A 22,823-nucleotide genomic window follows, 5' to 3' on the forward strand; every position below is an offset into this window, starting at 1 on the left:
CATCTAAATCAAAACAAAAATTGGGAGGTTTTACACGATGTTATTTTTCTTAAGAATTTTCATTCTAGGTCTATTCTCTGTCACTTCACTTTCTCTTTTCGTTTACCAAGGAATTGAAGTAGTTCATGCCATTACAAGCATGTTTGGCAACCACGAGAGCTAATTGACCTGTATATAAAAAGAAACCCCCTGCCAATCGCAGGGGGTTTTCGTTTGCTTATTTATTGTCATCTGGTGCACGTTCAGGAGTCAGAAGGACATGAGTCACTTCTCCCTGCTCTTCCTCATCTACAATAAATGACCCATTACTATAGCGGTCATTCGCTCTTAAAGTAGAAATATCTAGTGGAATTGTTGTGCCTTTTTCGGTATCTATCTCAAGTGTATCGTGCAGCGCTGCAGCGATCACAGCCACAATACGGTGCGGGTTTTTCTTTAACTCTCTCAGCATAAGAACTCCGCGTTTCGCTCTTGATGTTTTATCAAATTCAGAGAGGTTCATTCGCTTTACAGCCCCTCTTTGTGTTGTGAGCACAAGGACATCGTTCTTCGGATCAATGATCTGGCCAGAGACTACCTCGTCCCCTTCCTTCAAGTTGATTCCTTTGACACCTGCCGCTCTCGGTCCAACAACACTTACTTCTTCTTCATCAAACCATAAACCGTAACCATTTTTCGTTGCAATAAACAATTCCTGCTGTCCTGTTGTGACATGAACATCTACGAGTTCATCGTCACCTTTTAGATTCAAGGCGACAAGCGGTTTCGAATAACGCTGCGCTTTATATTGAAGAAGCTCTGTTTTCTTCACCATTCCACCTTTCGTAAAGAATAAAAGATATGACGTTTCATCAAATTCTTTTATTGGAATGGCTTTTTGGATTGATTCCTCGCGATCAATTGAAATGATGTTTGTAATATGCTGCCCCATGTCTTTCCAGCGTATATCTGGCAGCTGGTGAACAGGACAATAAATGTAGCTTCCTTTATTCGTAAACAGCAGAAGAACATCCGTTGTATTCATTTCAAACTGATGAATCAAACGGTCAGTATCTTTCATGCCAAAGTCTTTACCGTTAGAGGCAGCATAAGAGCGCTGGCTTGTTCGTTTAATGTAACCATCTTTCGTGACTGTCACGTAAACATCCTCTGATGCGATCATCACTTCAAGGTTAATCTTAATTTCTTCGATTTTTTCCTCAATGACGGATCTTCTCTCATCAGCATATGTCTTTTTGAGCTTTTTCAGGCTGTTTGTAATGACCTTCAGTAGCTTTTTCTCGTTCGCTAAAATGTCTTCAAGCTCTGCGATGCGCACATCAAGCTCTCTTGCTTCGTCTCTTAATTGCGTAATATCTGTATTCGTTAAACGATATAACTGGAGTGAAACAATCGCTTCTGATTGTGCTTCTGTAAAATCATATTTCGCCATCAAGTTGTTCTTGGCATCTCGCTTATCATTAGAGGAGCGGATTGTGGCAATGACTTCATCTAAGATGGAAAGTGCCTTAATTAAACCGTCGACAATATGGTGGCGTTCCTTCGCTTTTCGAAGCTCGTACGCTGAGCGGTTCGTCACCACTTCTTTTTGATGGGCAATATATGCATCTAGTACAGTTGTGAGCGTCATTAAGGTAGGTCTTCGATTATGTATCGCTACCATATTAAAGTTATACGGGATTTGCAGATCTGAGTTTTTATATAAGAAATTCAGCACACCATTTGCATCTGCTTCTTTTTTCAGCTCTACTACGATTCGAAGCCCAGTACGGTCTGTTTCATCTCGGACCTCTGAAATACCTTCTACTTTTCTTTCAATTCGGAACTCGTCCATCTTTTTGACAAGGTTGGCTTTATTCACTTCGTAAGGAATTTCTGTGATCACGATTTGCTGGCGTCCGCCGCGGATGGTTTCAATCTCCGCTTTTCCGCGAATCATGATCTTCCCTTTTCCTGTTTCATACGCTTTCTTAATACCGTCTACACCTTGAATGACACCGCCCGTTGGGAAATCCGGCCCTTTGATGACTGTCATTAAATCCTCAACCGTACAATGCGGCTGTTCAATTCGCTTAATGACGCCATCAATGACCTCTCCAAGATGATGCGGCGGGATATCTGTCGCATAACCAGCTGAAATCCCTGTTGATCCATTCACGAGAAGATTTGGGAACATTGCTGGTAATACAACTGGCTCTTTGCTTGTATCATCAAAGTTTGCAACAAATTCGACCGTTTCCTTGTCTAGGTCCTTTAAAAGCTCCGAAGCAATGGCAGACAGTCTTGCTTCCGTATAACGCATGGCAGCAGGCGGATCTCCATCAATACTCCCGTTATTTCCGTGCATCTCAATCAGCACATTTCGTACTTTCCATTCCTGACTCATTCTTACCATCGCTTCATAAACAGATGAGTCCCCGTGCGGATGGTAGTTACCAATCACGTTACCGACTGTTTTAGCGGCTTTACGGAAGTTTTTATCCTGCGTATTTCCTTCTGCGTACATCGCATATAAAATTCTTCGTTGTACGGGTTTTAGACCATCACGTGCATCTGGAAGCGCACGGTCTTGGATAATATATTTACTATAGCGCCCAAACCGGTCGCCGATTACTTCTTCTAATGGTAAATCATGAAATCGTTCTTGTTGTGCCATGTTTAAACCTCCTCAGCTAGCGACAAGTTTTCATTTTCAAGAATGTTGCTTTCCTCATCAAGTCCAAAGGCGACATTCTTTTCAATCCATTTACGGCGTGGTTCAACTTTGTCACCCATTAGAGTTGTGACGCGTCGTTCCACACGTGCAGCATCATCAATTTTGACCCTGACAAGTGTTCTCGATTCTGGATTCATTGTCGTTTCCCATAGCTGGTCGGCATTCATTTCACCTAACCCTTTGTAGCGCTGAATCGTGTACCCTTTTCCAACTTTCTTCAATACGTCATCCATTTCTTCATCAGACCATGCGTACTCAATAATCTCTTTTTTTCCTGAGCCTTTGCTGACTTTATATAAAGGCGGAAGTGCAATAAACACTTTGCCATGCTCAATCAGCGGCTTCATATAGCGGTAGAAGAATGTTAAGAGAAGCACTTGAATATGCGCTCCATCCGTATCCGCATCTGTCATGATGACGATTTTGTCATAATTGATGTCTTCCACATTAAAATCGACACCGACGCCTCCACCAATTGCATGAATAATGGTGTTGATTTCTTCATTTTTGAAAATATCAGCAAGCTTTGCTTTTTCAGTATTGATGACCTTTCCGCGCAGAGGCAGCACCGCTTGGAATTTACGGTCACGTCCCTGTTTTGCTGACCCGCCCGCTGAGTCACCCTCTACTAGATATAGTTCGTTTCTTGCTGGGTTTCTAGATTGGGCAGGTGTTAATTTTCCGCTCAGCGTTGCTTCAGACTTTTTCCGCTTCTTGCCGCTCCTCGCTTCTTCACGGGCTTTTCTAGCAGCTTCTCTTGCCTGCTGCGCTTTAATCGCTTTTTTCACAAGAAGAGTGGCTGTTTCCCGGTTTTCTTCAAGGAAATACGCAAGTTTTTCAGAAATAACAGCATCAACAGCTGAACGAGCCTCACTTGTCCCAAGCTTTCCTTTTGTCTGCCCTTCAAATTGAAGCAGCTCTTCAGGAATTCTGACAGAAATAATAGCAGACAGTCCTTCGCGAATATCAGTGCCTTCTAAATTTTTGTCTTTTTCTTTTAAAAGGGCCACTTTGCGTGCATATTCGTTAAAGGCTCTCGTCATGGCCGTTTTGGCGCCAGACTCATGTGTTCCGCCATCTTTTGTTCTGACGTTATTGACAAAGGAAAGGATATTCTCCGAGTAGCCATCGTTAAATTGAAAAGCAAAATCTACTTCAATGGACTGATGCTCTCCTTCAAATGAGACGACTTCACTTAGAACATCTTTTTCTTCATTTAGATAAGCAACAAAGGCTTCAATGCCTGTCTCATAATAAAACGTTTCTTGTACATCATGCCGTTCATCGATCAGCTCTATTTTTAACCCTTTTAATAAAAAGGCAGATTCTCTTAAACGTTCTGATAATGTATCGAAATTATAGGTCGTAACACTGAACATGGTTGGGTCCGGCTTAAAATGAATTAGTGTTCCCGTTTTTTTCGATTTTCCGACTTTTTCAAGTGATGTGACAGGTTTACCGCCGTTTTCAAAGCGCTGATGATAAATAAATCCGTCCCGTTCAATCGTGACAGTAAGCCATTCTGACAGCGCGTTCACAACCGATGCCCCAACTCCGTGAAGTCCACCACTTGTTTTATATCCACCTTGACCAAATTTTCCGCCTGCGTGCAGGACCGTTAAAATGATCTCAGGTGTCGGTTTTCCAAGCTTATGCATACCAGTAGGCATTCCTCGCCCTTTATCTTGGACGGAAATGCTGTTATCTTTATGTATTTTGACAATGATATGATCTCCATGGCCAGCGAGCACTTCATCGACAGAGTTGTCTACAATCTCATAGACAAGGTGATGAAGACCGCGGGAATCCGTAGATCCAATATACATCCCTGGACGTTTACGGACCGCTTCAAGCCCCTCTAGCACCTGAATAGAATCATCGTTATAATCTACTTGCTGCTTTTTAACCAAATGCTTAATCCCCTTTCACTAACAAACATAACCGGCTAATCATCAAATGATCTCTCTAGATTTTAATGATGATCATGCTGCTCATTACTGTCCACTTTAATAAGCTGCATCATCACCATGCATGTAGGATTGACCAATACATGCTCTTTTGCACAGCTATGAGAATCATTCTACATTCTGCAATCAGAACTAGAAGTCCATTATAAACAAGACTGTTTCATAAGCCAAATGCAATCCTATGATGGTTTTAGCAAAACAGAACAAATGTTCTATATTTATCTTATCGCTCTTTTTCTCGATATGCAAGGCCGCCGATATGTCCCTGTCGCCTTATTTTATCGCTTTCTTCTAGAATCGCAAATATATTTCTGCAACAAAAAAGCAAAAATCCTTGAAAAACCAAGGATTTTTGACGAATTAATGAGTTTTTGTCAACGCATGAGCCACCTTGATACATAAATCCATGATGGCGACCTTGCCATTTTCCTCAATCAGCCTTTTCGCTTCATCGTGATATATGCCTTGCTGCGCCCAAAAAACAGGTGCGTCTATTTGGAGAAACTCTTCTGCCACCTCTGGCAAAAACTCTGAACGTCTAAAGACATTGACGATATCAACAGGCTCTTTTATGTCTTTTAAAGAAGCGACTGCTTTCACACCGAGTGCTTCATCGATCGTTGGATTCACTGGGATAATCTCATACCCGGCATCCTGCATCGCTTTAGACACCATATAAGACGTCCGGTGCGGCTGATCTGATAATCCAACAACAGCAATTCGTTTACTGCTCTTTAATATACGGCCGATTTCTTCTTTCGTAGGATTGTTCATCAAGACACTCCTTTTCCTCCATTTTAGCGAATTTCTGCTTAAAAACAAAGCCGAATCCATCTGCTTTCGATTTTTTCAAAAAAAGTTCCCCATGTTTTTCACAAGATCATGTTAAAATGTAAGACAAGAGGGAGAATATAAAGGAGTTATGCAGATGTTAATTGCTTTGATGTTTATTTTGGCTTATCTTCTCGGCAGTATTCCATCCGGTCTCATTGTCGGGAAAGCTGCAAAGGGTATCGATATCCGTGAACATGGCAGCGGAAACCTAGGTGCGACGAATGCATTTCGTACACTTGGCGTAAAAGCAGGGTCTATTGTGATTACTGCTGATATCCTAAAAGGGACGCTTGCTTCAGCTTTACCGTTTTTCATGCAGCTGGACATCCATCCCTTATTAGCAGGAGTTGCTGCTGTTATCGGTCACAGCTTTCCTGTCTTTGCAAAATTTAAAGGGGGAAAGGCAGTCGCTACATCAGGCGGTGTGCTGCTATTTTACGCCCCATTCCTATTTATCACGATGATCGCTGCTTTTTTCTTATTTTTATACATTAGTAAATATGTTTCACTATCATCTATGCTGACCGGGATCTATACATTCATTTACAGCATATTCACCAAAGACCTATTCTTAATCATTGTTGTTGCCGTTCTTGCTGGCTTTGTGATTTACAGACACATCGCCAACCTCAAACGAATTCTCAACAAAACTGAACCGAAAATCAAATGGCTCTAGCCGTTTCATCCATTTAAATATGTGGTAAAAGTAAAGAAAAGCTGTTTTTGCATCCTGCATTTTAAAAACAGCATGACTTCAAAAAGGGGCGATCACATTGAAATTAACAATAAAAGAAGATGCACTCAATTGGTACAAGGATGAATTAGATTTAGAAAAAGGTGATCAAGTTCGCTTTTTTGTGAGATATGGCGGGTGCAGTAATGTTCAAAAAGGCTTTTCTCTCGGCGTCGCAAAAGATGAACCTCAAAATGCCGGCGCAACTGCTGAAATAGAAGGTATTACTTTCTTTATTGAGGAAAGTGATATTTGGTACTTTGACAACCATGATCTGCATATTGATTATAACGAGTCCGTGAAAGAACCAGAATTTCATTATGAATAAACAAAAAAGATACCTCATCCCTCGGGTATCTTTTTTGTTTTACACTTCAATATACAGCCCGTACTCTTGAATGTTTCCTAAAGACCGTTCCTTTTGCAAAATTCTTTTTTGCGGCTCACCGATCAAGTCAAAATGAGGAAACCCTTCGCGGTCATGAATCCATTCTTTTTTTAGTCCATGTCTTTCTCCCCACTCAACTAACCGCTTCATATCCTGACAGGCTGCTTTTGTGACGGTATTGGCATTTGGAAAACGGTCATCGAGCCAGTAGTGTGTTAAAAAAGCAACTTTTCCTTCCTGGACAGCTGTTTTCCAAGCGTTTAAATCGCTTCGTTTAATACCAAAAGCCATAAATTAAACCTGCTTCTTCGACTGTTCATATACTTTATGCCAAGCAGGAAAGGCTTTTCTAAATTGAATAGGTCTAAAGGTGTCTTTATCTACACAAATATGTGAGGTTGTCCCTGTAATCGCTGTTTGTCCATCAGGTTTTTGAATTTCATAGCCATACACCGTTTTGACACCATTATATTCTTCAATCCATGTATGAACGGTTGCTGTTTCACCATACAGCAATGGTTTTTTATATTGAACCTGCAAGTCTATAACAGGTGCAAGAGCACCGTCTGCTTCTAGCTGCGCATAGGAAAACCCTAATTCTTTAATCAATGCTGTTCTGCCGACTTCCATCCAGATTAAATAATTGGCATGATATACGATGCCCATTTGATCTGTTTCTGCATAACGGACTTCTATTTCTTTTTTGGATACATACACGTTTTCATCGCTCTCCTATCAAAACCTAAGGTCTGTCTCTGCCATTTTACCACATTCCAAATGGTTCTTCTAAAAAGAGGCAATAAAATAAACCAGGAATCCCTGGTTTATTCAGTATAGCCATTCTTTCTTGCTGCTTCTTCGTCCTTTATCTCAGAACGCATCGCGTCAATACTCATTTTGCGGTTTTCGTTTTTTTGTTTGATCATTTGCTTTTCTGTCTCAGTCGAAACGGACATCGCTGCTTCAGATTCATCGATATTGTCAAGTGTGTTCTCGATCATATCTTGCAGCTTTTCAACATTATCAGATCGATCATCTGGATTGGATTGATATGACTCGTTATTCATAATGATTCCCCTCCTTATTCGCCCTTCGTCTGTATCACATCAGGCTGTTCATTTGATTTATTATGCATCTTTTTACCTTTATTCCGTTTGTATGCTACAGGTTTTGTCCCTAAATGGTCTGGTGTAAACTGCGCTTGTTTATCATGCTCTCTACCCATTATTCATCCCTCCCTCTTCTTTAGGATGAACGAAAACGGATAATTCATGACTTATTTTTGTCTAAATCGTTCTTCCAACTTTTCTTCGAGCTGGTTTAAAAATTCCTCATTGCTTAATAATTCTTTTTTATTTTCAAGCACAAGTTCTTCAAATGTGCGTCGTTTTCTTCTTCTCATTCCACTCACCTCCATATATGTATGATTACATTTTCGCCAAAACATTTGGAAAATAAGCAAAAAGAGCTGAATCATTATAGATCCAGCTCTTTTTCAATTTCTTTTTTTGTCAGCATTTGATGCTTCACAGACATGATGCGTCCTTTTTCATCTAATATGTAGGTCGTTGGGTATGAAAGCACCTGATATCTTGCTTGAATGCCTTTTTGGTCCAATAAAACAGGAAAGCTCAGCTTTAATTCTTTTGCGAATGCTGCCACATGATCCACACTCTTTTCAGTAGTCGTCAAATTCACCGCTAGTACTTCAACTTGGTCATTTTCACTCCTGATTGCGTCTAGATCCGGCATTTCTGTCCTGCACGGCTTACACCATGTCGCCCAGAAATTGACCAGCACCTTTTTCCCTCGGTAATCAGATAACGAGGCGGTTTTGCCATCAAGGGTTTTTAGTTCGAAATCAGGGGCTTGATCCCCTTTTTCAAGACCGATTGCGGGCTCTTTTGGCCCAAATAAATTCCATGCAAGTAAACCAATCAACACAAGTAAAACAGCGCTTGCCATTCCTTTTTTCCACATGATTGATCCTCCACTATTTTAAAAAAGAAGAGAAAGCTGTTGAATCGCCTTCTCTTCTTTGCTGTATTAGTTGCTTGCCAATTTTTCGCGAAGTACCATTTGAAGGATACCGCCATGACGATAGTAGTCAATTTCAACTTCACTGTCAAAACGAACGACCACTTCAAATGTTTTCTCGTTGCCATCTGTATCAATTGCTTTCACAGTGACGAGATCACGCGGACGAACTGTTTCGTCAACATGAACTTCAAATGTTTCTGTTCCTGTTAGACCATGAGTTTCTGCACTTTCTCCGTCTTTAAACTGCAAAGGAAGTACGCCCATGAAAACAAGGTTACTTCTGTGGATACGCTCAAAGCTTTCAGCTAGAACAAATTTAATTCCAAGAAGGTTTGTTCCTTTTGCAGCCCAGTCACGTGAAGAACCCATTCCGTAGTCTTTACCTGCTAAGATCGCAAGACCTGTTCCATCTTCTTTATAGCGCATGCATGCATCATAAATGGATGTCACTTCACCAGTTGGCCAGTAAGTTGTATAGCCGCCTTCTGTTCCTGGTGCAATTTGGTTCTTAATACGGATGTTTGCAAAAGTACCTCTCATCATGACATGGTGGTTACCACGGCGAGATCCATATGAGTTAAAGTCTCTAGGCGACACGCCTCTTTCTTGCAAGTATTTGCCCGCTGGTGTGTCCTTACCAATCGCTCCAGCAGGAGAAATGTGGTCAGTCGTGACAGAGTCACCGAACTTCGCAACTACGCGCAAGCCTTTAAGCGGTTCAACTTTACCAGGTTCAACTGATAGGTTTTCAAAGAATGGCGGGTTATCAATGTATGTGGAATTTTCATCCCATTTGTACAATGCATCATCCGTCGTTTTAATTTCATTCCAGCGGTCATTGTTGTCAAAAACAGTTTCATACTCTGAACGGAATAGCTCAGGTGTGACAGTGCTTTTTACGACGCTGTTGATTTCGTCCATTGATGGCCAAATGTCATTGAAATAAACGTTTTCGCCATTTTTATCGACACCGATAGGATCTTTTGTTAAATCAATATTCACCGTACCAGCAAGTGCATAAGCCACAACTAATGGTGGAGATGCAAGGTAGTTTCCTTTCACAAGCGGATGGATACGACCTTCAAAGTTACGGTTACCTGATAAAACAGAAGTGATCAGCAGATCATTTTCAGAGACAGCATCTTCAATTTCTTTCTCAAGCGGTCCTGAGTTTCCGATACAAGTTGTACAGCCATACCCTACAATGTTAAATCCGAGGTCTCTTAAATATGGAAGAAGTCCTGAATTCACAAGGTATCCTGTTACAACTTTAGAACCCGGCGCTAGTGACGTTTTCACGTAGTTTGGCACTTTCATACCGAGCTCACTTGCTTTCTTCGCAACAAGACCTGCTCCGATTAACACGTATGGGTTCGATGTATTCGTACAGCTCGTAATCGCTGCAATCGCAATCGCACCTGTCTTCATCACAGCTTTTTCACCGTTTGCAAGATCAAATTCGATTTGTTTATCAAGCTCTGATTTATCTAAGCCAAACCCTTGGTTACCAGCTGGGCTTTCGATGTGTTTATGGAACGTCTCTTTCATTTGAGAAAGTGGAATCAAATCTTGTGGACGTTTAGGACCAGATAAGTTTGACTCAATTTTAGAAAGATCAATTTCCACAACATCAGTAAAAATTGGTTCTTCTGCATCTGGCGTATAGAATAAGCCATTTGCACGAGAATATTCTTCAACGATATTAATTTGCTCTTCATCACGTCCAGTAAGGCGAAGGTAAGCAAGCGCTTCTTCATCTACTGGGAAGAATCCACAGGTAGCACCGTATTCTGGCGCCATGTTCGCAATTGTTGCACGATCTGCTAATGGCAATTGAGCAACACCAGGTCCGAAGAACTCAACGAACTTGTTTACTACGCCTTTTTCACGTAGGACTTGTGTGACTTTTAATGCAAGGTCAGTTGCAGTCGTTCCGTTTGGAAGCTCTCCAACTAATTTAGCACCAATAACTTCTGGTACTGGGAAGTATGAAGGCTGACCAAGCATACCAGCTTCCGCTTCGATACCGCCAACGCCCCATCCAAGTACACCGATACCGTTAATCATCGTTGTATGAGAGTCAGTTCCAACTAATGTATCTGGGTAAGTGATGATCTCGCCATCTTCTTCAATTGCATGAACAACACTTGCAAGATACTCTAAGTTCACTTGGTGAACAATTCCTGTTGCAGGCGGAACAGCTTGGTAGTTGTTAAACGCTTTCTTTGCCCAGCTAAGGAAGTTATAACGCTCTGCGTTACGTTCGAATTCTAAATCCATGTTAATGTTTAATGCATCTTCAGTTCCAGCTTTATCAACTTGTACTGAGTGGTCAATAACAAGGTCAACTGGAATTTCAGGGTTAATTTTATCCGGATCCCCGCCCACATCTGCCATTGCTTTTCTTAAAGAAGCAAGGTCAACGACGGCTGGTACACCCGTGAAGTCTTGTAAAATAACACGAGAAGGTTTAAATGGAACATCAATTTCTTTTACCTCGGCAGTTCCCCATTTTGCCAAGTTCTCAACGTGTTCCTTCTTGATCACTCTACCGTCTACTTGGCGAAGCACTGATTCTAAAAGTACCTTAATGGAATAAGGCAGCTTAGAAACATTTCCGATTCCTTGTTTCTCTAGTGCTTCTAACGAATAATAGTGATACGTTTTCCCATTTGTCGAAAACGTTTTTCTAGATTGAAAAGCGTCTTGTTTAGCGACTTGCTGCTGTTTCGACATGTCCAAAATCCCCCTTTTGATGATCAAGATCAATTTCAATTCTCAGAAAAATCGTCGTATTTCACCACAATTTTCTCACAATTTCATCTTAAAACAAATTCATACATAAGTAAATAACAATGCTTTTATTAAATTCAATAAGTTTAACTTATCATTAGGAAATGATTACTCTTCATAAACGAAGCGCAGCGGGTTCATACTACAAATGAGGTGAAAGAACATGACAAAACGCAAAGCAAATCATGTCATTGACGGCATGAACGCAGCCAAAAGCCAAGGTAATGGCGCAGGCTATACGGAAGATGATCAACTCGTTTTAACAGAAGAACAAAGACAAAACAATAAAAAACGCAAAAAGAATCAATAAGAAGGAGCCAAACATCATGACGAATAAAAACACAGGGAAAGACATCCGTCAAAACTCTCCTAAGGAGCATCAAGGCGGTCAGCCTGAGCCGTTATCAGGCAGTAAAAAAGTGAAAAACCGCAACCATACAAGACAAAAGCACAATTCTCATCATGATATGTAATCATTCCCCTCTCATCCCGTGACCACACGGGATGTTTTAGGTCTTTCACACATTTCTATTTTCATCATATGATTTATTATGAGATGTGATGGAGGAGTGTTTATGGAGAATGAAAAGCAATCGAATTCCTCTGATTTCCTTGAAATAGATGATTGGCTCAATGTTTTAATGGATGATCCATTTGCCTGGTATGATGAACACCTCCCAATTGATCTTTATGAAACAAGCCGTGATTATATTATCGAAATCGATGTCTCCACCTTATCAATCACTGATGTAAAGCTGACCTTCGCTGGACATGAGCTGACGTTGACTTACACAGTACAAAAGCCAAAAGGTGAAGGCGAACTGCCAATTGAAAAAAGCGTGATGCTCCCTTTTTATTTAAACGACAAAGACATTGAAACAGATTATGAAAACCAAATCATATCGATAAAAATTAAAAAATGTTCCGACCATCCAAGCGGTGCATTTTCCTTTCAAATCCCGCACTTCAAACATTAAGAGCCCACCTTCATATAGGTGGGCTCTCTTCCCGTTCGTTTCAAGTCAATACCTTTTGCGAACCACCATGGCCAAATAGTAGAGTCGCTATATGATAATGTATTCTTTTTCTATTAATCGGTTTGGGTCATTCTAGTAAATGGGCGGCTATTAATGAAAAAGGGCGTTTATAGAGATAATAGACATACATTTTTGTTATTTTCTTCTATCCTCTCTTCATGTAATATAAAATAGAGAGATAAGGGGTATAAGGAGTGAGAACATGTTAAGCGGCTGGTTTTTGTGGTTCATTTTATTTTGGGGTACAGTGATGATCGGATTACTCGCAATCGGTGGCTTTTTTATGTTTCGCAAATTTTTAAAACGATTGCCAAAGGAAGATGGGAAATCAGAGCTTGATTGGCAGGATGAATATATTCAAAAGAGCCTTCACCTATGGCGGGATGAGGACAAACAATTGTTAAATGAACTCGTATTACCAGTTCCAGAGCTGTTTAGAGATGTTGCCAAAGAAAAAATTGCGGGTAAAATTGGTGAGCTGGCATTAAAAGAACAGGCTGCCAGCATTAATCTAGACTTAATCATTCGCGGCTACATTATGGCTACACCAAAGCGGGATCATAAATTTTTATTGAAGCGCCTTCAAGAAAAAAACATTGATCACTCGCCATATGAATCGTTATTAAAATAACCTCCTTTATTAAAAGGAGGTTTCAGCGTGTAGACAAACCCTCGCATTCGGTGTCAGGTCTGCGCGCCGATGCTCACGAATGTCAAATTCGCTCCGCAAAGGTAGCCGTCCTTCCTAGACTGCAAAGGTTTTCTATCACGCTGAAAAGAAGACAAAGGGCTAAAATAAAAGATCATTTTAGCCCTTTGTCAACAATATGTAACCTCCTTTAAAAAGGAGGTTTAATTCATTTGAATTTGCTGCGGATCTAATTGTTTAGACAGCTTTCTAAACGACAAATACATGGCAACCCGCCAAGGCACGATCATGCCAAAGGCAAGAATCCAAAACATCCCGCTTAATGAGCCATAATCAATAGAAGAACTTAGGATGGTCTTCATCCCGATACGAAGGACAAGAAGTCCAATGAGAATAAACACAAATGCTTTTGACCGCTTTAAGTAAATGTCATTGCCTCTAATTTCAAACTTCGATGTTTTAATTAAAAATATAGAGAAAAACATCCCCACTGTGATCGCTTCTAGAAATTCAGCTCCAGTTACCCGAAACATTGGAACAAAAAACATCAGTGCACCAGTGCTCATGAAAATAGGAGGTAAAATAATTTTTTTCGCCGTTGCAGGTTTTGCAGATGACTTAATGCGAATAAACATGACGGCCACCGCCATACACACCGCAATTATAGAAGAGATCAAGATCATCATATCAAATCAGTCCTTTATTCTTTAAGGTCAGCCTATGTATAATATACTCCAATTGACGAAAAAAAACCATTCGCCGCGACTGTAGAAAACGATTTCAAAAGCCTGTAAAACCGCCAAACAATGATGAAAACATGATGATAATCCATGTCAGAAGATCAAAGAACAGCAAAATCCCTACCACAATCATGATAACCCCGCCCACTCGCATGATGAGCTGCTGGCGCTTTCTGATCCACCCCATTTTCGTAATGAAAAAGGAGAGAATAAAAAACGGGACGGCAAATCCAAATATATACGCAATCATATACATGACAGCCGACTCAGGATTGTTACTCGCCAGTGTGATGACAGCGGATAAAATAGGGCCAGTACAAGGTGTCCATCCAGCGGCAAAGCCCATTCCGATGAGAATGGATCCAAAAAAACCAGCAGGACGATTTTTGAACTGTATTCTCTTTTCACCCATGAGGAAAGAGGGCTTGAATACGCCAAGAGTCATAAAACCAAAGAAAATAATAAGGATGGCTCCAATTTGACGAATCGCTTGATGGTAATCATCAAAAAACTTCCCGACAAACGATGTCCCAAACCCAATCGCAATAAATATAATAGAGAAACCAATTAAAAAGAATAATGTATGAAGCAGACTTCTTTTTCTCAGCATCACCTTCTCGGATTTCACTTCATCTATACTAACGCCCGTAATATACGATAAAAATGCTGGATAAAGCGGAAGACAACACGGTGAAATAAAAGAAAGAAATCCTGCTCCAAATGCTAAAAAGTAATTCAAATCTGTCAAAAGAACACCCCCTTCTTACAAATATACAATAAGAGATGACAAAATCATTTCATTTTTTTTACATCACCTCAATAAAGATGGTCTATTCTCTTAAAACCTTATATAATTTAATTTGACATCAAGATAATGAATCCTTTAAATTTGAAAATAAACCTTAAAATGGATATAATAGAATCGATTCTTTTTATCAAGATTTGCATGAAAGGAACATGACTTTGGTAAAAACATCATTATTAACTCAAATCGAAGAAAAAAGAGAAGAGCTGATGAAAGTTGTCTTGCATAATGGGATGACATCAACAGTGACCATCGAACATAGCCAGCAGCTAGATCATCTCCTCTTACAATATCAACGACACTTACACTCAAACTCAGCCAACTAATTATACTTCATGATATCAAACATGCCGAACCATTGTAGAACAGTTGATATGTGTGACCATAAAAGAAACGAAAACCTCTGATATAGGGGGTTTTTTGTTTTTCATGCTGTTTGACGCCATAATAAAAACCACCTTCCCTGCTTCATTCATGCAAGTACAGTGGTTTTAAGCGTCTGATGAAGGTGAATTGAATAAAGAAAGGACAACGCTTGTCCATTCTTTATAACCATGTTCCATCTATGATCATAATATCGTACGTATTATTTCGCTTGGTTGTTCATGGCTTTCATCATTTGATTGATTTTCTTCTGGGACGGTTTCATGCCCATTTGCATCATCATCATTCGAAGCATTTGTTCATTAATCGGTGGATTCTTTTTCAAATAGCTCATCATATACTTACGAGCAATAAAGAATCCGAGTGCAACTCCTGCAAGCAGTGCAACAACGCCTACAAGGATGACAACCCATAAATCCATAATTCTTCCTCCTTCATGTTGTCTCGTATAAAGTGTACTAAACAAAAGGCTATTATACAACATTTCACGTTCAATTTTATTTTTTTAAACAAAATTCCTCACTTTTACTGGATTAAGCCACCCGTGCTTCTTTGAACTAAAGTCCATCGCAAGAAAACAAGGGCTGATTTTTCTCAGCACTTCAAAAAACACCGCTTCTGCCTCATAACTACCAGTCGCAGACATTTGGATATACCGGTCTTTAATAATAAATGCTGCGGTTCCTTTTCCATCTGGTAAGGAAGCGCTGTAAATCGAGCCTATTTGTGTGTAGTGAATGTTCGTTAAGTTATTCATGAGACGCTGGTGCATATGAAAAGCAGGGATTCGTTTCGTCACATAATCCACTTGCTTCACAAGCATAACTAACTCATCGTCGGTGCGATTCGTCCAGTGTAACGACTCAAACAAATGAAACAAAATCGATTCCCTGCCAAAATAGTGATGTGCAAATTCATCCTCAATCCAATAAATATAATAATGGCGTTCCATGTCTATCCCTTCCTTTCACATTTCGTCAATCTCGTTTATTGCTTGTATTATACAAAAATGTGAAAGAAAGAATTGTCTATATATGAAGCAAGAAGAAACTAGTTTTGTCAAAAAAACAAGAAAAAAGAAAAAAGTTTGCAGAGCGGATGAAAAAGCTCTGCAAACAGATAGCAAAAAAGCATGATGCTTGGAGTTCGTTTATTTATTCAGCTTCGCTTTCACACGGCTGACTACATTGCTGACAGTAAATCCGTATTTCTCGATAATGGTTTCACCTGGTGCAGAAGCGCCAAATTTATCAATTGCAATCACGTCACCGTCAAGGCCAGTGTAACGCTCCCAGCCAAGTGAAGCACCCATTTCAATCGCAATACGTGCACGTACTGCTTTAGGAAGAACGGATTCTTTGTATTCGTCTGACTGCTGATCGAAGCGATCCCATGCAGGAAGGCTGACAACAGATGCGCGGATACCCTCTTTTTCAAGTGCCTTTTGCGCTTCAATGGCTAAACCAACCTCAGATCCTGAAGCGAGTAGAAGTGCTTCTGGCTGTGCATCAGCTGCTTCAACCACAACGTATCCACCCTTTTCTACTCCCTCATATGCCTTCTCTGGTGCCTGGTCAATCGTTGGAAGGTTTTGACGAGTAAGAACTAGTGCAGTCGGTTTATCCGTTGAAGATACAGCTAGTTTCCACGCTGCAGCTGTTTCATTTCCATCTGCTGGGCGAATAACGGAAAGGTTAGGCATCGCACGCAGTGAAGCAAGCTGTTCAACCGGTTCATGTGTTGGACCATCTTCACCAACAGCGATACTATCATGAGTAAAGACGTATGTGACTGGAAGTCCCATTAAGGCAGCAAGACGAATCGCTGGTCTTAAGTAATCTGAGAAAACAAAGAACGTTCCGCCGAATACACGAAGACCGCCGTGAAGTGCCATACCGTTGAGCGCCGCACCCATTGCAAATTCTCTCACACCGAACCAAATGTTTTTGCCGGCATAATTATTTTTTCCGAAATCATCCGTGTTTTTAATCGTTGTTTTGTTTGATCCAGCAAGGTCAGCAGACCCGCCAATAAAGAAAGGTACTTGCTTTGCAATACCATTTAACACTTCGCCTGAAGAAGCGCGGGAGGCAAGGCTTGAACCTGCTTCATAAACAGGAACCTCTTGATCCCAATTTTCAGGAAGCTTTCCTTCAATCGCAAGCTTCAGCTGTGCTGCCAGCTCTGGATATTCTTTTTCGTATTGCGCAAACAGCTCATTCCAAGCTGCTTCTTTTTTCTGACCAGCGTCTTTGACAGCTTCTTTGAAATGATCGTACACTTCAGAAGGTACATGGAAATCTTCTTCAAACGTCCAAGAGTAAGCATCCTTCGTCAGCTTAGCTTCCTCGCTGCCAAGAGGTGCACCATGCACACCAGACGTTCCCGCACGGTTTGGCGAACCGAAACCGATTGTTGTTTTCACTTCGATTAAAGTAGGTCTGTCTGTGCTTTGTTTCGCCTTTTCAATAGCAGCTGTTACTTCTTCGATGTTGTTGCCATCTTTCACGTAAAGAACTTCCCAGTTCATCGCTTCAAAACGATTCTTCACATTTTCAGAGAATGAACGATCTAAGTCGCCATCTAAAGAAATGTCATTTGAATCGTAAAGAACGATTAAACGGCCTAAGCCTAAATGACCAGCAAGTGAAGCAGCTTCAGAGGAAATCCCCTCCATTAAGTCTCCATCTCCGCAAATGCTGTATGTATAGTGATCTACAACCTGAAAGTTGTCTTTGTTATACGTTTCCGCAAGATGTCTTTCTGCAAGTGCCATCCCTACTGCCATAGCAATTCCCTGGCCTAAAGGACCTGTTGTGGCATCTACGCCTTCTGTGTGTCCAAATTCAGGATGTCCAGGTGTTTTGCTTCCCCATTGGCGGAATTGTTTTAGATCATCGATGCTCAGATTGTATCCGCTTAAATGAAGCATGCTGTATAGAAGCATAGAACCATGTCCCGCAGATAAAACAAAGCGGTCTCTGTTAAACCAATTTGGATTTTGCGGACTTACGTTTAAGTGATTCGTCCATAAAGCGTACGCCATTGGTGCAGCACCCATCGGCATTCCTGGGTGACCGGAATTCGCTTTTTCAATTGCGTCTATGGAGAGAGTACGTATTGTTGCAATAGATTTCAATTCAATCGTTTCCATATAAATCCCCTTCCGTATCTTGTGTACACCATTATCATAAATCTACTGTCCTTTTTTCACAACTATTTCACGCTGAAAAAGAAGGATTTTGTCACATTTAGTTTATCGATCACCTAAAAAGTTATGCAAATATGAAAAAAGACGAGAATAATCTTCCCATCTTTTCAAAATTCAAGAAATCACAGCTTAATGAAGGTTCTGATCTTTTTCTCTTTTTAATTTTTCTGGTGTGACATCGTTTCCTTCAGGATCAACGATCTTGACAGTTTTAAGTGTATTTTTCATAGAAGAACGAAAAGCTTTCAAATACTCTTCTCTCAACTGCTTTTGTTCTGTTTTTTCAGCGTCTGATAAACCGGTCTCTTTCGACTTTTTTGAAAGCTCATTTATTCTTGCAAGCTGTTCTTTAGAAATCATGACAAACTCCTTTAAAGCATTTTCTCTACATACTACTAAATATCAATCATTTTGACAACAAATCACGCTTTAGGTGGTAAGGTCTTTTTCATATTCTTGATACCTTCTATGCACCGTTGCTTTTGAAATGTCAAAACCTAATGCCTGAAGAGTTGCGGCAATTTCGGCGAATGTCATATTGTTTTTTCTTAATCGAACAATTTCTGAAATCGGCACTTCAATACGCTCACGGCCAGGTGCATGGTCCTGCTGCCTTAAATTCAGTTCAGGCTGATATCCGCGCTCAACTGCCCTTTTCATTCCCCGCTTGATTTTCAGGTTATGAATTTTCCGTTGGTATTCTTCGACGACTCCTACAATCTCAATGACCATTTCATCTGCTTCTGAAAGCTCAAGCTCTCCTCTATGAAACACGCTGTATACCTTTACGTTCTCTTTAAATAAACAATGAAGAAGTGCAATTTTTGCTTGTCCTCTTCCAAGACGAGTTTCATCCTGGATCAAAACGGCATCGATTGACTCTTCCTTCAGTGCAGCAAGCATTTCAAACACACCATCACGATCTAAATCATATCCACTTGCTTTTTCTTTGATGACTTTGACCACATTCATCTTGTGCATGGCAGCTAACGCCAGCAGTTCTTCTTCTTGTCTTTTCAACGAGGTTTCCTGCTCTTCTTTGACAGTGCTTACTCTCGCATAAATGATTGCGTTCATGTCTAAAATCGACCTTTCTACTGTACTGTTGCAAGCTGATATACGACTGGATGCTCTTTTTTGACGGGTATAACAAGAATGTCGCCAGGCTGGATTTCAGTTGAAGCAAGATCATTGTGTTCGGTAACCCAATCAATAAATGCATTTTTGTCGATTGATTTGCTGTCGTTTACTTGATCAGCTAACCCCCAAAGAGTATCACCTGATTGAACCTCTATTTTAACATACTGATTTGTATCATTATGGCTTGTGACTGCAATAAGTGAGAGAAATATGCCAACGATGAATGAGAATACCCCAATAAAAATAATAGATTCTTTTAACCTCATAATGTCATCTCTCCTAATAGAATATGTGTTCGCTCTTTCTGTCACTCATTATAAATACGAACAAACGTTTCTGTCAAACGTTTTTTTCGAACCTATGTTTGTACTGTTAGGAAAAACATGCTATAATTTCTTTAAAATTGACGTTTTGAGGTGCAAAAGATGACGAAGCTATCAAAAAGACAACTCGATATCCTGAAATTCATCAAAGATGAAGTAAAAAGCAAGGGTTATCCCCCATCCGTCCGTGAAATTGGAGAAGCTGTCGGTCTAGCATCCAGTTCAACGGTCCATGGACATTTAGCTAGACTAGAAACAAAGGGCTTAATTAGAAGAGACCCGACAAAACCTAGAGCGATCGAAGTACTAGATGAAGAGGAAATGAATATTCCAAAGAGTGCTGTAATGAACGTTCCAGTCATCGGAAAAGTAACGGCCGGCCTTCCTATCACCGCTGTTGAAAATGTAGAAGAATACTTCCCTCTTCCAGAGACTTTTGCAGCACCAGATGAACAAGTGTTTATGCTTGAAATTATGGGAGAAAGTATGATTGATGCAGGTATTTTGGACAAGGACTATGTCATTGTGCGTCAGCAAAGCACCGCTAACAATGGAGATATTGTGGTCGCCATGACAGAGGAAGATGAAGCGACAGTGAAACGCTTTTATAAAGAAGATACACACTTTAGATTACAGCCAGAGAACCCATCAATGGAACCGATTATTTTACAGAATGTGAGTATACTAGGTAAAGTGATTGGCGTATTTCGAAATATTCATTAAAAAAAGCCGGTATATCATCAGCTGCTGATGAGAACCGGCTTTTTCTTATGCACAAGAATAGGCAAGAATACTTGAACTTGGGAAGGAACCAAATGTAAAGTTCGGCCATATAAAGCCAGTAGTTCGGCCAAATGGCTGTGAGGAAAGGATATACATTAAAAATACTTGACCGTTTCTCAAAAGCACAATTGTCCATCTTCTATTACATCCCGCTGCAAATTGTACAGTTTGATGGCCTCCGCCAACACCGTGCCCAGATATAAGCGACTGCATACTTTGTGGCTGAGAGAGTGCTTGCTGATACTGCGAAATGATATGCTGCGGCGGTGCCGGCGGGGCTGAGTGTCCGCCTGAACCTTGCCCTGGCCAAGTACCTCCTCCTCCGATCGGAAACCCAGGAAACCCTCCACCTTGAGGAATACCAACAGATGGAAATCCTTGCATCTGCCTATCATATGAGTACCCATTCCACACACCTTCATACGGATGATACATAATAAACACCACTTTCTTTAGACATTCATCACGACAGTATATGTCATAAATAAAAAAAGTGTGTTAAACGTCTAAATAGAAATTTTTCCAAAAGACGTTTCGTTCTTCTTTAGAACGGTTAAATAATCATTAAGAAGAAAAATAAAAAAAATGAAAACTTTTTGTCTCCCTCAAACGTTATATAATTAGAAACAAAAGAAATAAAAAACATTTAGATTTAATACTTGTAATATCACTGTAATTATTGTAACATTTGTAACATAAGAAGTTTTCATTGAGAAAAGGAGGCAATTGCCTTGAAAAAATTATTTGTTTTATTAACTGCTATTATGCTTATGATCTCATTACAAACTACAACATTGGCCGCTTCCAAGAAATCAGCCGCTTTGACAAATAAAGAAGCGTTACATATTGCCCTTGATGCAAGAGAACACTTTTGGAGTGCAATGTCAGGCTACAAAATTAAAGAACATTCTAATTACAAATTAAAATCATTTACCTATAAAGATATGACATACAACTATCTTTCTAAAACATTTGATACAAAGAAAAAATTAAACAGCTACCTATCTCAAGTGTTCACTCAAGATGCCATCAAACATGGTTTAAAAGATTATCAGTTTATTGTTCATAAAGGCAAAATGGCTGTTCCGGTCGGTGACGGAGACAACATGCTTAATTGGGAAAAAGCCACACCTAAACTCGTTTCTAAAAAACAAACAGTCCGCACATATGAATTTACTGTCCCAACACTTGATGGACGCAAAGTAAAACGAACTGTTACGTACGAAAAAGTACAAAAAGATTGGAAAGTCACACAAATTGACGCTGTCATCTAAATAAAAAACCAGGCCTCTCATCGGCCTGGTTTTTATATTGGAGAAAATTCAGTCATGCGATCCAGCGCGTGAGCAAGTGATGACGCCGTGCGAAATTCATTAAAAGGAAGCCCGAGCTGTACTGCTGTTTGAGCAATTTCTGGTCTAATTCCTGAAATGGTCGTCTCTACTCCAATTAACCGAAGTGACGTAACAAGGTCAAAGATTTGATGAGCCACCATTGTATCAATAATGACAACACCCGATAGATCAATACATAAATGCTGAACCCCTTTTTGCGAGCACTGTTTTAGCGTATTTTCTAAAATAATCTTTGCTCTCGCTGTGTCAATATCACCTACTAAAGGCAACAACGCAATCTGGCTTTTTAAAACAATCACCGGTGAACTCAATTCATAAATCATATCTCTTTGAGCCACAAGCTTCTTCGTTGTATTTTTCACATATTGCTGGATAAACACATGGATTGAAATATTAAACGCTTCGGAAATTAAATCATACCAATAAAAAATGCGGTCAATATCAATGTCACCTTGACGCTGTTTAATAAATTCTTTTAAGTAATGCAGAACGACTCTTTGATTAGACATGTATTCTCTTACGACATAATCTAATGGTGTATTTAAATGCTTCGGATCACTGGCTAAATCCTCAGACCATTTTTTAAATTCAGTATGTAAATATGTCTTGTCTTCAATAATAGCTCGTATAAAGTGCTGGTAATAATCTTGATTCTGCCGTTTTAGCTCTGCAATGATGCTGGAATCTGTTGAACGATATATCGATTCTGGATCATCGTCCTCAATTGATTCATACCATGTTTCAGTCAGCTTCTCTGCATGCTGCATAAAAAAATCGTATAATGCACGGTTCTTATCCATAAGCAAATGTCCCTTCACATTTTCTTCTTGTCAGTCTTTGTACCTTATAGATTGATTGTACCACTGAATCTTTTTTCCCTGCCAGCTCGGATACGCTCTGCCATAAACAAAAAAGGCACCCGCTC

General features: G+C 40.1%; 31 protein-coding genes. 10 read left to right on the forward strand and 21 right to left on the reverse strand.

The window, feature by feature from the left end:
• The first annotated feature begins 37 nt into the window (after window positions 1–37).
• On the forward strand, window positions 38–163 hold the full coding sequence (locus AMR95_RS19515) for a hypothetical protein (RefSeq protein ID WP_254966705.1): 126 nt from the start codon (window positions 38–40) through the stop codon (window positions 161–163).
• A gap of 54 nt (window positions 164–217) precedes the next feature.
• Here AMR95_RS19515 and parC read toward each other — a convergent pair whose 3' ends face one another.
• The 4 genes from parC to AMR95_RS19520 form a co-directional block, all read right to left on the reverse strand.
• Window positions 218–2,656, reverse strand: a complete 2,439-nt coding sequence (gene parC / locus AMR95_RS14380; protein WP_058838681.1) for a DNA topoisomerase IV subunit A — start codon at window positions 2,654–2,656, stop codon at window positions 218–220.
• A gap of 2 nt (window positions 2,657–2,658) precedes the next feature.
• Complete coding sequence (gene parE / locus AMR95_RS14385) at window positions 2,659–4,626, reverse strand: DNA topoisomerase IV subunit B (protein WP_039178939.1); 1,968 nt, start codon at window positions 4,624–4,626, stop codon at window positions 2,659–2,661.
• Between the two features lie 417 nt (window positions 4,627–5,043).
• Window positions 5,044–5,457, reverse strand: a complete 414-nt coding sequence (locus AMR95_RS14390) for a CoA-binding protein (protein WP_039178937.1) — start codon at window positions 5,455–5,457, stop codon at window positions 5,044–5,046.
• Window positions 5,408–5,536 carry a hypothetical protein gene (locus AMR95_RS19520; protein WP_268503090.1) on the reverse strand — a complete coding sequence of 43 codons (129 nt, stop codon included), beginning with the start codon at window positions 5,534–5,536 and terminating at the stop codon, window positions 5,408–5,410. Before AMR95_RS19520 ends, AMR95_RS14390 begins: the two co-directional genes overlap by 50 nt.
• A gap of 75 nt (window positions 5,537–5,611) precedes the next feature.
• Here AMR95_RS19520 and plsY point away from each other — a divergent pair, with 75 nt between their 5' ends.
• A complete protein-coding gene (plsY, locus tag AMR95_RS14395; RefSeq protein ID WP_024425146.1) occupies window positions 5,612–6,193 on the forward strand; it encodes a glycerol-3-phosphate 1-O-acyltransferase PlsY in 582 nt (193 codons plus the stop codon).
• 97 nt (window positions 6,194–6,290) lie between these two features.
• Window positions 6,291–6,578 carry a HesB/YadR/YfhF family protein gene (locus tag AMR95_RS14400; RefSeq protein ID WP_024425145.1) on the forward strand — a complete coding sequence of 96 codons (288 nt, stop codon included), beginning with the start codon at window positions 6,291–6,293 and terminating at the stop codon, window positions 6,576–6,578.
• Between the two features lie 39 nt (window positions 6,579–6,617).
• Here the strand turns inward: AMR95_RS14400 and AMR95_RS14405 are convergent, their stop codons facing one another.
• From AMR95_RS14405 to acnA, 7 genes are all read right to left on the reverse strand, one after another.
• Window positions 6,618–6,929, reverse strand: a complete 312-nt coding sequence (locus tag AMR95_RS14405; protein ID WP_039178934.1) for a hypothetical protein — start codon at window positions 6,927–6,929, stop codon at window positions 6,618–6,620.
• Between the two features lie 3 nt (window positions 6,930–6,932).
• Window positions 6,933–7,355: an acyl-CoA thioesterase gene (locus AMR95_RS14410; RefSeq protein ID WP_024425143.1), complete on the reverse strand. Its 423-nt coding sequence runs from the start codon at window positions 7,353–7,355 to the stop codon at window positions 6,933–6,935.
• Window positions 7,356–7,462: 107 nt separating this feature from the next.
• Window positions 7,463–7,705, reverse strand: coding sequence for a small acid-soluble spore protein Tlp (gene tlp, locus AMR95_RS14415; protein ID WP_024427090.1), 243 nt, complete (start codon window positions 7,703–7,705; stop codon window positions 7,463–7,465).
• Between the two features lie 14 nt (window positions 7,706–7,719).
• Complete coding sequence (locus AMR95_RS14420) at window positions 7,720–7,863, reverse strand: acid-soluble spore protein N (protein ID WP_008357830.1); 144 nt, start codon at window positions 7,861–7,863, stop codon at window positions 7,720–7,722.
• A 51-nt stretch (window positions 7,864–7,914) separates the two neighbouring features.
• Complete coding sequence (locus AMR95_RS18945) at window positions 7,915–8,040, reverse strand: FbpB family small basic protein (RefSeq protein WP_003211002.1); 126 nt, start codon at window positions 8,038–8,040, stop codon at window positions 7,915–7,917.
• A 74-nt stretch (window positions 8,041–8,114) separates the two neighbouring features.
• Window positions 8,115–8,618 carry a TlpA family protein disulfide reductase gene (locus AMR95_RS14430; RefSeq protein WP_058838682.1) on the reverse strand — a complete coding sequence of 168 codons (504 nt, stop codon included), beginning with the start codon at window positions 8,616–8,618 and terminating at the stop codon, window positions 8,115–8,117.
• 66 nt (window positions 8,619–8,684) lie between these two features.
• Window positions 8,685–11,414 carry an aconitate hydratase AcnA gene (acnA, locus tag AMR95_RS14435; protein ID WP_039178925.1) on the reverse strand — a complete coding sequence of 910 codons (2,730 nt, stop codon included), beginning with the start codon at window positions 11,412–11,414 and terminating at the stop codon, window positions 8,685–8,687.
• A gap of 220 nt (window positions 11,415–11,634) precedes the next feature.
• On the opposite strand from acnA, the gene sspO reads away from it, so the two are divergent.
• From sspO to AMR95_RS14455, 4 genes are all read left to right on the forward strand, one after another.
• Window positions 11,635–11,781 (forward strand): small acid-soluble spore protein O, encoded by a 147-nt coding sequence (gene sspO / locus AMR95_RS14440; RefSeq protein ID WP_039178922.1) that lies wholly within the window; start codon window positions 11,635–11,637, stop codon window positions 11,779–11,781.
• A 16-nt stretch (window positions 11,782–11,797) separates the two neighbouring features.
• Window positions 11,798–11,944: a small acid-soluble spore protein P gene (locus tag AMR95_RS14445; protein WP_003211331.1), complete on the forward strand. Its 147-nt coding sequence runs from the start codon at window positions 11,798–11,800 to the stop codon at window positions 11,942–11,944.
• Window positions 11,945–12,046: 102 nt separating this feature from the next.
• Entirely contained in the window at window positions 12,047–12,448 is a 402-nt protein-coding gene (locus AMR95_RS14450; RefSeq protein WP_058838683.1) for an Hsp20/alpha crystallin family protein, read from the forward strand.
• A gap of 262 nt (window positions 12,449–12,710) precedes the next feature.
• Window positions 12,711–13,139, forward strand: a complete 429-nt coding sequence (locus tag AMR95_RS14455; protein ID WP_024427086.1) for a DUF2621 domain-containing protein — start codon at window positions 12,711–12,713, stop codon at window positions 13,137–13,139.
• Between the two features lie 221 nt (window positions 13,140–13,360).
• Here AMR95_RS14455 and AMR95_RS14460 read toward each other — a convergent pair whose 3' ends face one another.
• Entirely contained in the window at window positions 13,361–13,843 is a 483-nt protein-coding gene (locus AMR95_RS14460) for a CcdC family protein (RefSeq protein ID WP_024425136.1), read from the reverse strand.
• A 94-nt stretch (window positions 13,844–13,937) separates the two neighbouring features.
• On the reverse strand, window positions 13,938–14,645 hold the full coding sequence (locus AMR95_RS14465; RefSeq protein WP_058838684.1) for a cytochrome c biogenesis protein CcdA: 708 nt from the start codon (window positions 14,643–14,645) through the stop codon (window positions 13,938–13,940).
• A 209-nt stretch (window positions 14,646–14,854) separates the two neighbouring features.
• Here AMR95_RS14465 and AMR95_RS14470 point away from each other — a divergent pair, with 209 nt between their 5' ends.
• Window positions 14,855–15,028 carry an aspartyl-phosphate phosphatase Spo0E family protein gene (locus tag AMR95_RS14470; RefSeq protein WP_369810454.1) on the forward strand — a complete coding sequence of 58 codons (174 nt, stop codon included), beginning with the start codon at window positions 14,855–14,857 and terminating at the stop codon, window positions 15,026–15,028.
• A gap of 260 nt (window positions 15,029–15,288) precedes the next feature.
• Here the strand turns inward: AMR95_RS14470 and AMR95_RS14475 are convergent, their stop codons facing one another.
• The 6 genes from AMR95_RS14475 to yneA form a co-directional block, all read right to left on the reverse strand.
• Complete coding sequence (locus AMR95_RS14475) at window positions 15,289–15,507, reverse strand: YneF family protein (RefSeq protein WP_003212379.1); 219 nt, start codon at window positions 15,505–15,507, stop codon at window positions 15,289–15,291.
• A gap of 84 nt (window positions 15,508–15,591) precedes the next feature.
• Window positions 15,592–16,038, reverse strand: coding sequence for a sporulation inhibitor of replication protein SirA (gene sirA / locus AMR95_RS14480; RefSeq protein WP_024425134.1), 447 nt, complete (start codon window positions 16,036–16,038; stop codon window positions 15,592–15,594).
• Between the two features lie 198 nt (window positions 16,039–16,236).
• Window positions 16,237–18,240, reverse strand: coding sequence for a transketolase (gene tkt / locus AMR95_RS14485; RefSeq protein WP_039178912.1), 2,004 nt, complete (start codon window positions 18,238–18,240; stop codon window positions 16,237–16,239).
• Between the two features lie 186 nt (window positions 18,241–18,426).
• Window positions 18,427–18,657, reverse strand: a complete 231-nt coding sequence (locus AMR95_RS14490) for a DUF896 domain-containing protein (RefSeq protein WP_024425132.1) — start codon at window positions 18,655–18,657, stop codon at window positions 18,427–18,429.
• Between the two features lie 69 nt (window positions 18,658–18,726).
• Window positions 18,727–19,374 (reverse strand): YneB family resolvase-like protein, encoded by a 648-nt coding sequence (locus AMR95_RS14495; RefSeq protein ID WP_041085133.1) that lies wholly within the window; start codon window positions 19,372–19,374, stop codon window positions 18,727–18,729.
• A gap of 17 nt (window positions 19,375–19,391) precedes the next feature.
• Window positions 19,392–19,703, reverse strand: coding sequence for a cell division suppressor protein YneA (yneA, locus tag AMR95_RS14500; RefSeq protein WP_034283425.1), 312 nt, complete (start codon window positions 19,701–19,703; stop codon window positions 19,392–19,394).
• Window positions 19,704–19,862: 159 nt separating this feature from the next.
• Here yneA and lexA point away from each other — a divergent pair, with 159 nt between their 5' ends.
• The gene (lexA, locus tag AMR95_RS14505; RefSeq protein WP_024425129.1) at window positions 19,863–20,483 is read left to right on the forward strand and encodes a transcriptional repressor LexA; all 621 of its coding nucleotides are present in this window, start codon (window positions 19,863–19,865) and stop codon (window positions 20,481–20,483) included.
• 45 nt (window positions 20,484–20,528) lie between these two features.
• On the opposite strand, the gene AMR95_RS14510 is transcribed toward lexA, so the two are convergent.
• Window positions 20,529–20,978 (reverse strand): hypothetical protein, encoded by a 450-nt coding sequence (locus AMR95_RS14510; protein WP_058838685.1) that lies wholly within the window; start codon window positions 20,976–20,978, stop codon window positions 20,529–20,531.
• A 296-nt stretch (window positions 20,979–21,274) separates the two neighbouring features.
• On the opposite strand from AMR95_RS14510, the gene AMR95_RS14515 reads away from it, so the two are divergent.
• Window positions 21,275–21,817 carry an IseA DL-endopeptidase inhibitor family protein gene (locus tag AMR95_RS14515; protein WP_039178902.1) on the forward strand — a complete coding sequence of 181 codons (543 nt, stop codon included), beginning with the start codon at window positions 21,275–21,277 and terminating at the stop codon, window positions 21,815–21,817.
• Between the two features lie 32 nt (window positions 21,818–21,849).
• Here AMR95_RS14515 and AMR95_RS14520 read toward each other — a convergent pair whose 3' ends face one another.
• A complete protein-coding gene (locus tag AMR95_RS14520; protein WP_039178899.1) occupies window positions 21,850–22,698 on the reverse strand; it encodes an STAS domain-containing protein in 849 nt (282 codons plus the stop codon).
• Between the last annotated feature and the right edge of the window lie 125 nt (window positions 22,699–22,823).

Source organism: Bacillus sp. G1(2015b), assembly GCF_001482475.1.
Lineage (GTDB): Bacteria > Bacillota > Bacilli > Bacillales > Bacillaceae > Bacillus > Bacillus safensis.

Excerpts from the sequence above, each read along its gene's own strand:
- AMR95_RS19515 (WP_254966705.1), top strand. The coding sequence starts at position 38 with ATGTTATTTTTCTTAAGAATTTTCATTCTAGGTCTATTCTCTGTCACT.
- parC (WP_058838681.1), bottom strand. The coding sequence starts at position 2,656 with ATGGCACAACAAGAACGATTTCATGATTTACCATTAGAAGAAGTAATC.
- AMR95_RS14390 (WP_039178937.1), bottom strand. The coding sequence starts at position 5,457 with ATGAACAATCCTACGAAAGAAGAAATCGGCCGTATATTAAAGAGCAGT.
- plsY (WP_024425146.1), top strand. The coding sequence starts at position 5,612 with ATGTTAATTGCTTTGATGTTTATTTTGGCTTATCTTCTCGGCAGTATT.
- AMR95_RS14405 (WP_039178934.1), bottom strand. The coding sequence starts at position 6,929 with ATGGCTTTTGGTATTAAACGAAGCGATTTAAACGCTTGGAAAACAGCT.
- tlp (WP_024427090.1), bottom strand. The coding sequence starts at position 7,705 with ATGAATAACGAGTCATATCAATCCAATCCAGATGATCGATCTGATAAT.
- AMR95_RS14420 (WP_008357830.1), bottom strand. The coding sequence starts at position 7,863 with ATGGGTAGAGAGCATGATAAACAAGCGCAGTTTACACCAGACCATTTA.
- AMR95_RS18945 (WP_003211002.1), bottom strand. The coding sequence starts at position 8,040 with ATGAGAAGAAGAAAACGACGCACATTTGAAGAACTTGTGCTTGAAAAT.
- AMR95_RS14430 (WP_058838682.1), bottom strand. The coding sequence starts at position 8,618 with ATGTGGAAAAAAGGAATGGCAAGCGCTGTTTTACTTGTGTTGATTGGT.
- acnA (WP_039178925.1), bottom strand. The coding sequence starts at position 11,414 with ATGTCGAAACAGCAGCAAGTCGCTAAACAAGACGCTTTTCAATCTAGA.
- sspO (WP_039178922.1), top strand. The coding sequence starts at position 11,635 with ATGACAAAACGCAAAGCAAATCATGTCATTGACGGCATGAACGCAGCC.
- AMR95_RS14445 (WP_003211331.1), top strand. The coding sequence starts at position 11,798 with ATGACGAATAAAAACACAGGGAAAGACATCCGTCAAAACTCTCCTAAG.
- AMR95_RS14450 (WP_058838683.1), top strand. The coding sequence starts at position 12,047 with ATGGAGAATGAAAAGCAATCGAATTCCTCTGATTTCCTTGAAATAGAT.
- AMR95_RS14455 (WP_024427086.1), top strand. The coding sequence starts at position 12,711 with ATGTTAAGCGGCTGGTTTTTGTGGTTCATTTTATTTTGGGGTACAGTG.
- AMR95_RS14460 (WP_024425136.1), bottom strand. The coding sequence starts at position 13,843 with ATGATGATCTTGATCTCTTCTATAATTGCGGTGTGTATGGCGGTGGCC.
- AMR95_RS14470 (WP_369810454.1), top strand. The coding sequence starts at position 14,855 with ATGACTTTGGTAAAAACATCATTATTAACTCAAATCGAAGAAAAAAGA.
- AMR95_RS14475 (WP_003212379.1), bottom strand. The coding sequence starts at position 15,507 with ATGGATTTATGGGTTGTCATCCTTGTAGGCGTTGTTGCACTGCTTGCA.
- sirA (WP_024425134.1), bottom strand. The coding sequence starts at position 16,038 with ATGGAACGCCATTATTATATTTATTGGATTGAGGATGAATTTGCACAT.
- tkt (WP_039178912.1), bottom strand. The coding sequence starts at position 18,240 with ATGGAAACGATTGAATTGAAATCTATTGCAACAATACGTACTCTCTCC.
- AMR95_RS14490 (WP_024425132.1), bottom strand. The coding sequence starts at position 18,657 with ATGATTTCTAAAGAACAGCTTGCAAGAATAAATGAGCTTTCAAAAAAG.
- AMR95_RS14495 (WP_041085133.1), bottom strand. The coding sequence starts at position 19,374 with ATGAACGCAATCATTTATGCGAGAGTAAGCACTGTCAAAGAAGAGCAG.
- yneA (WP_034283425.1), bottom strand. The coding sequence starts at position 19,703 with ATGAGGTTAAAAGAATCTATTATTTTTATTGGGGTATTCTCATTCATC.
- lexA (WP_024425129.1), top strand. The coding sequence starts at position 19,863 with ATGACGAAGCTATCAAAAAGACAACTCGATATCCTGAAATTCATCAAA.
- AMR95_RS14510 (WP_058838685.1), bottom strand. The coding sequence starts at position 20,978 with ATGTATCATCCGTATGAAGGTGTGTGGAATGGGTACTCATATGATAGG.
- AMR95_RS14520 (WP_039178899.1), bottom strand. The coding sequence starts at position 22,698 with ATGGATAAGAACCGTGCATTATACGATTTTTTTATGCAGCATGCAGAG.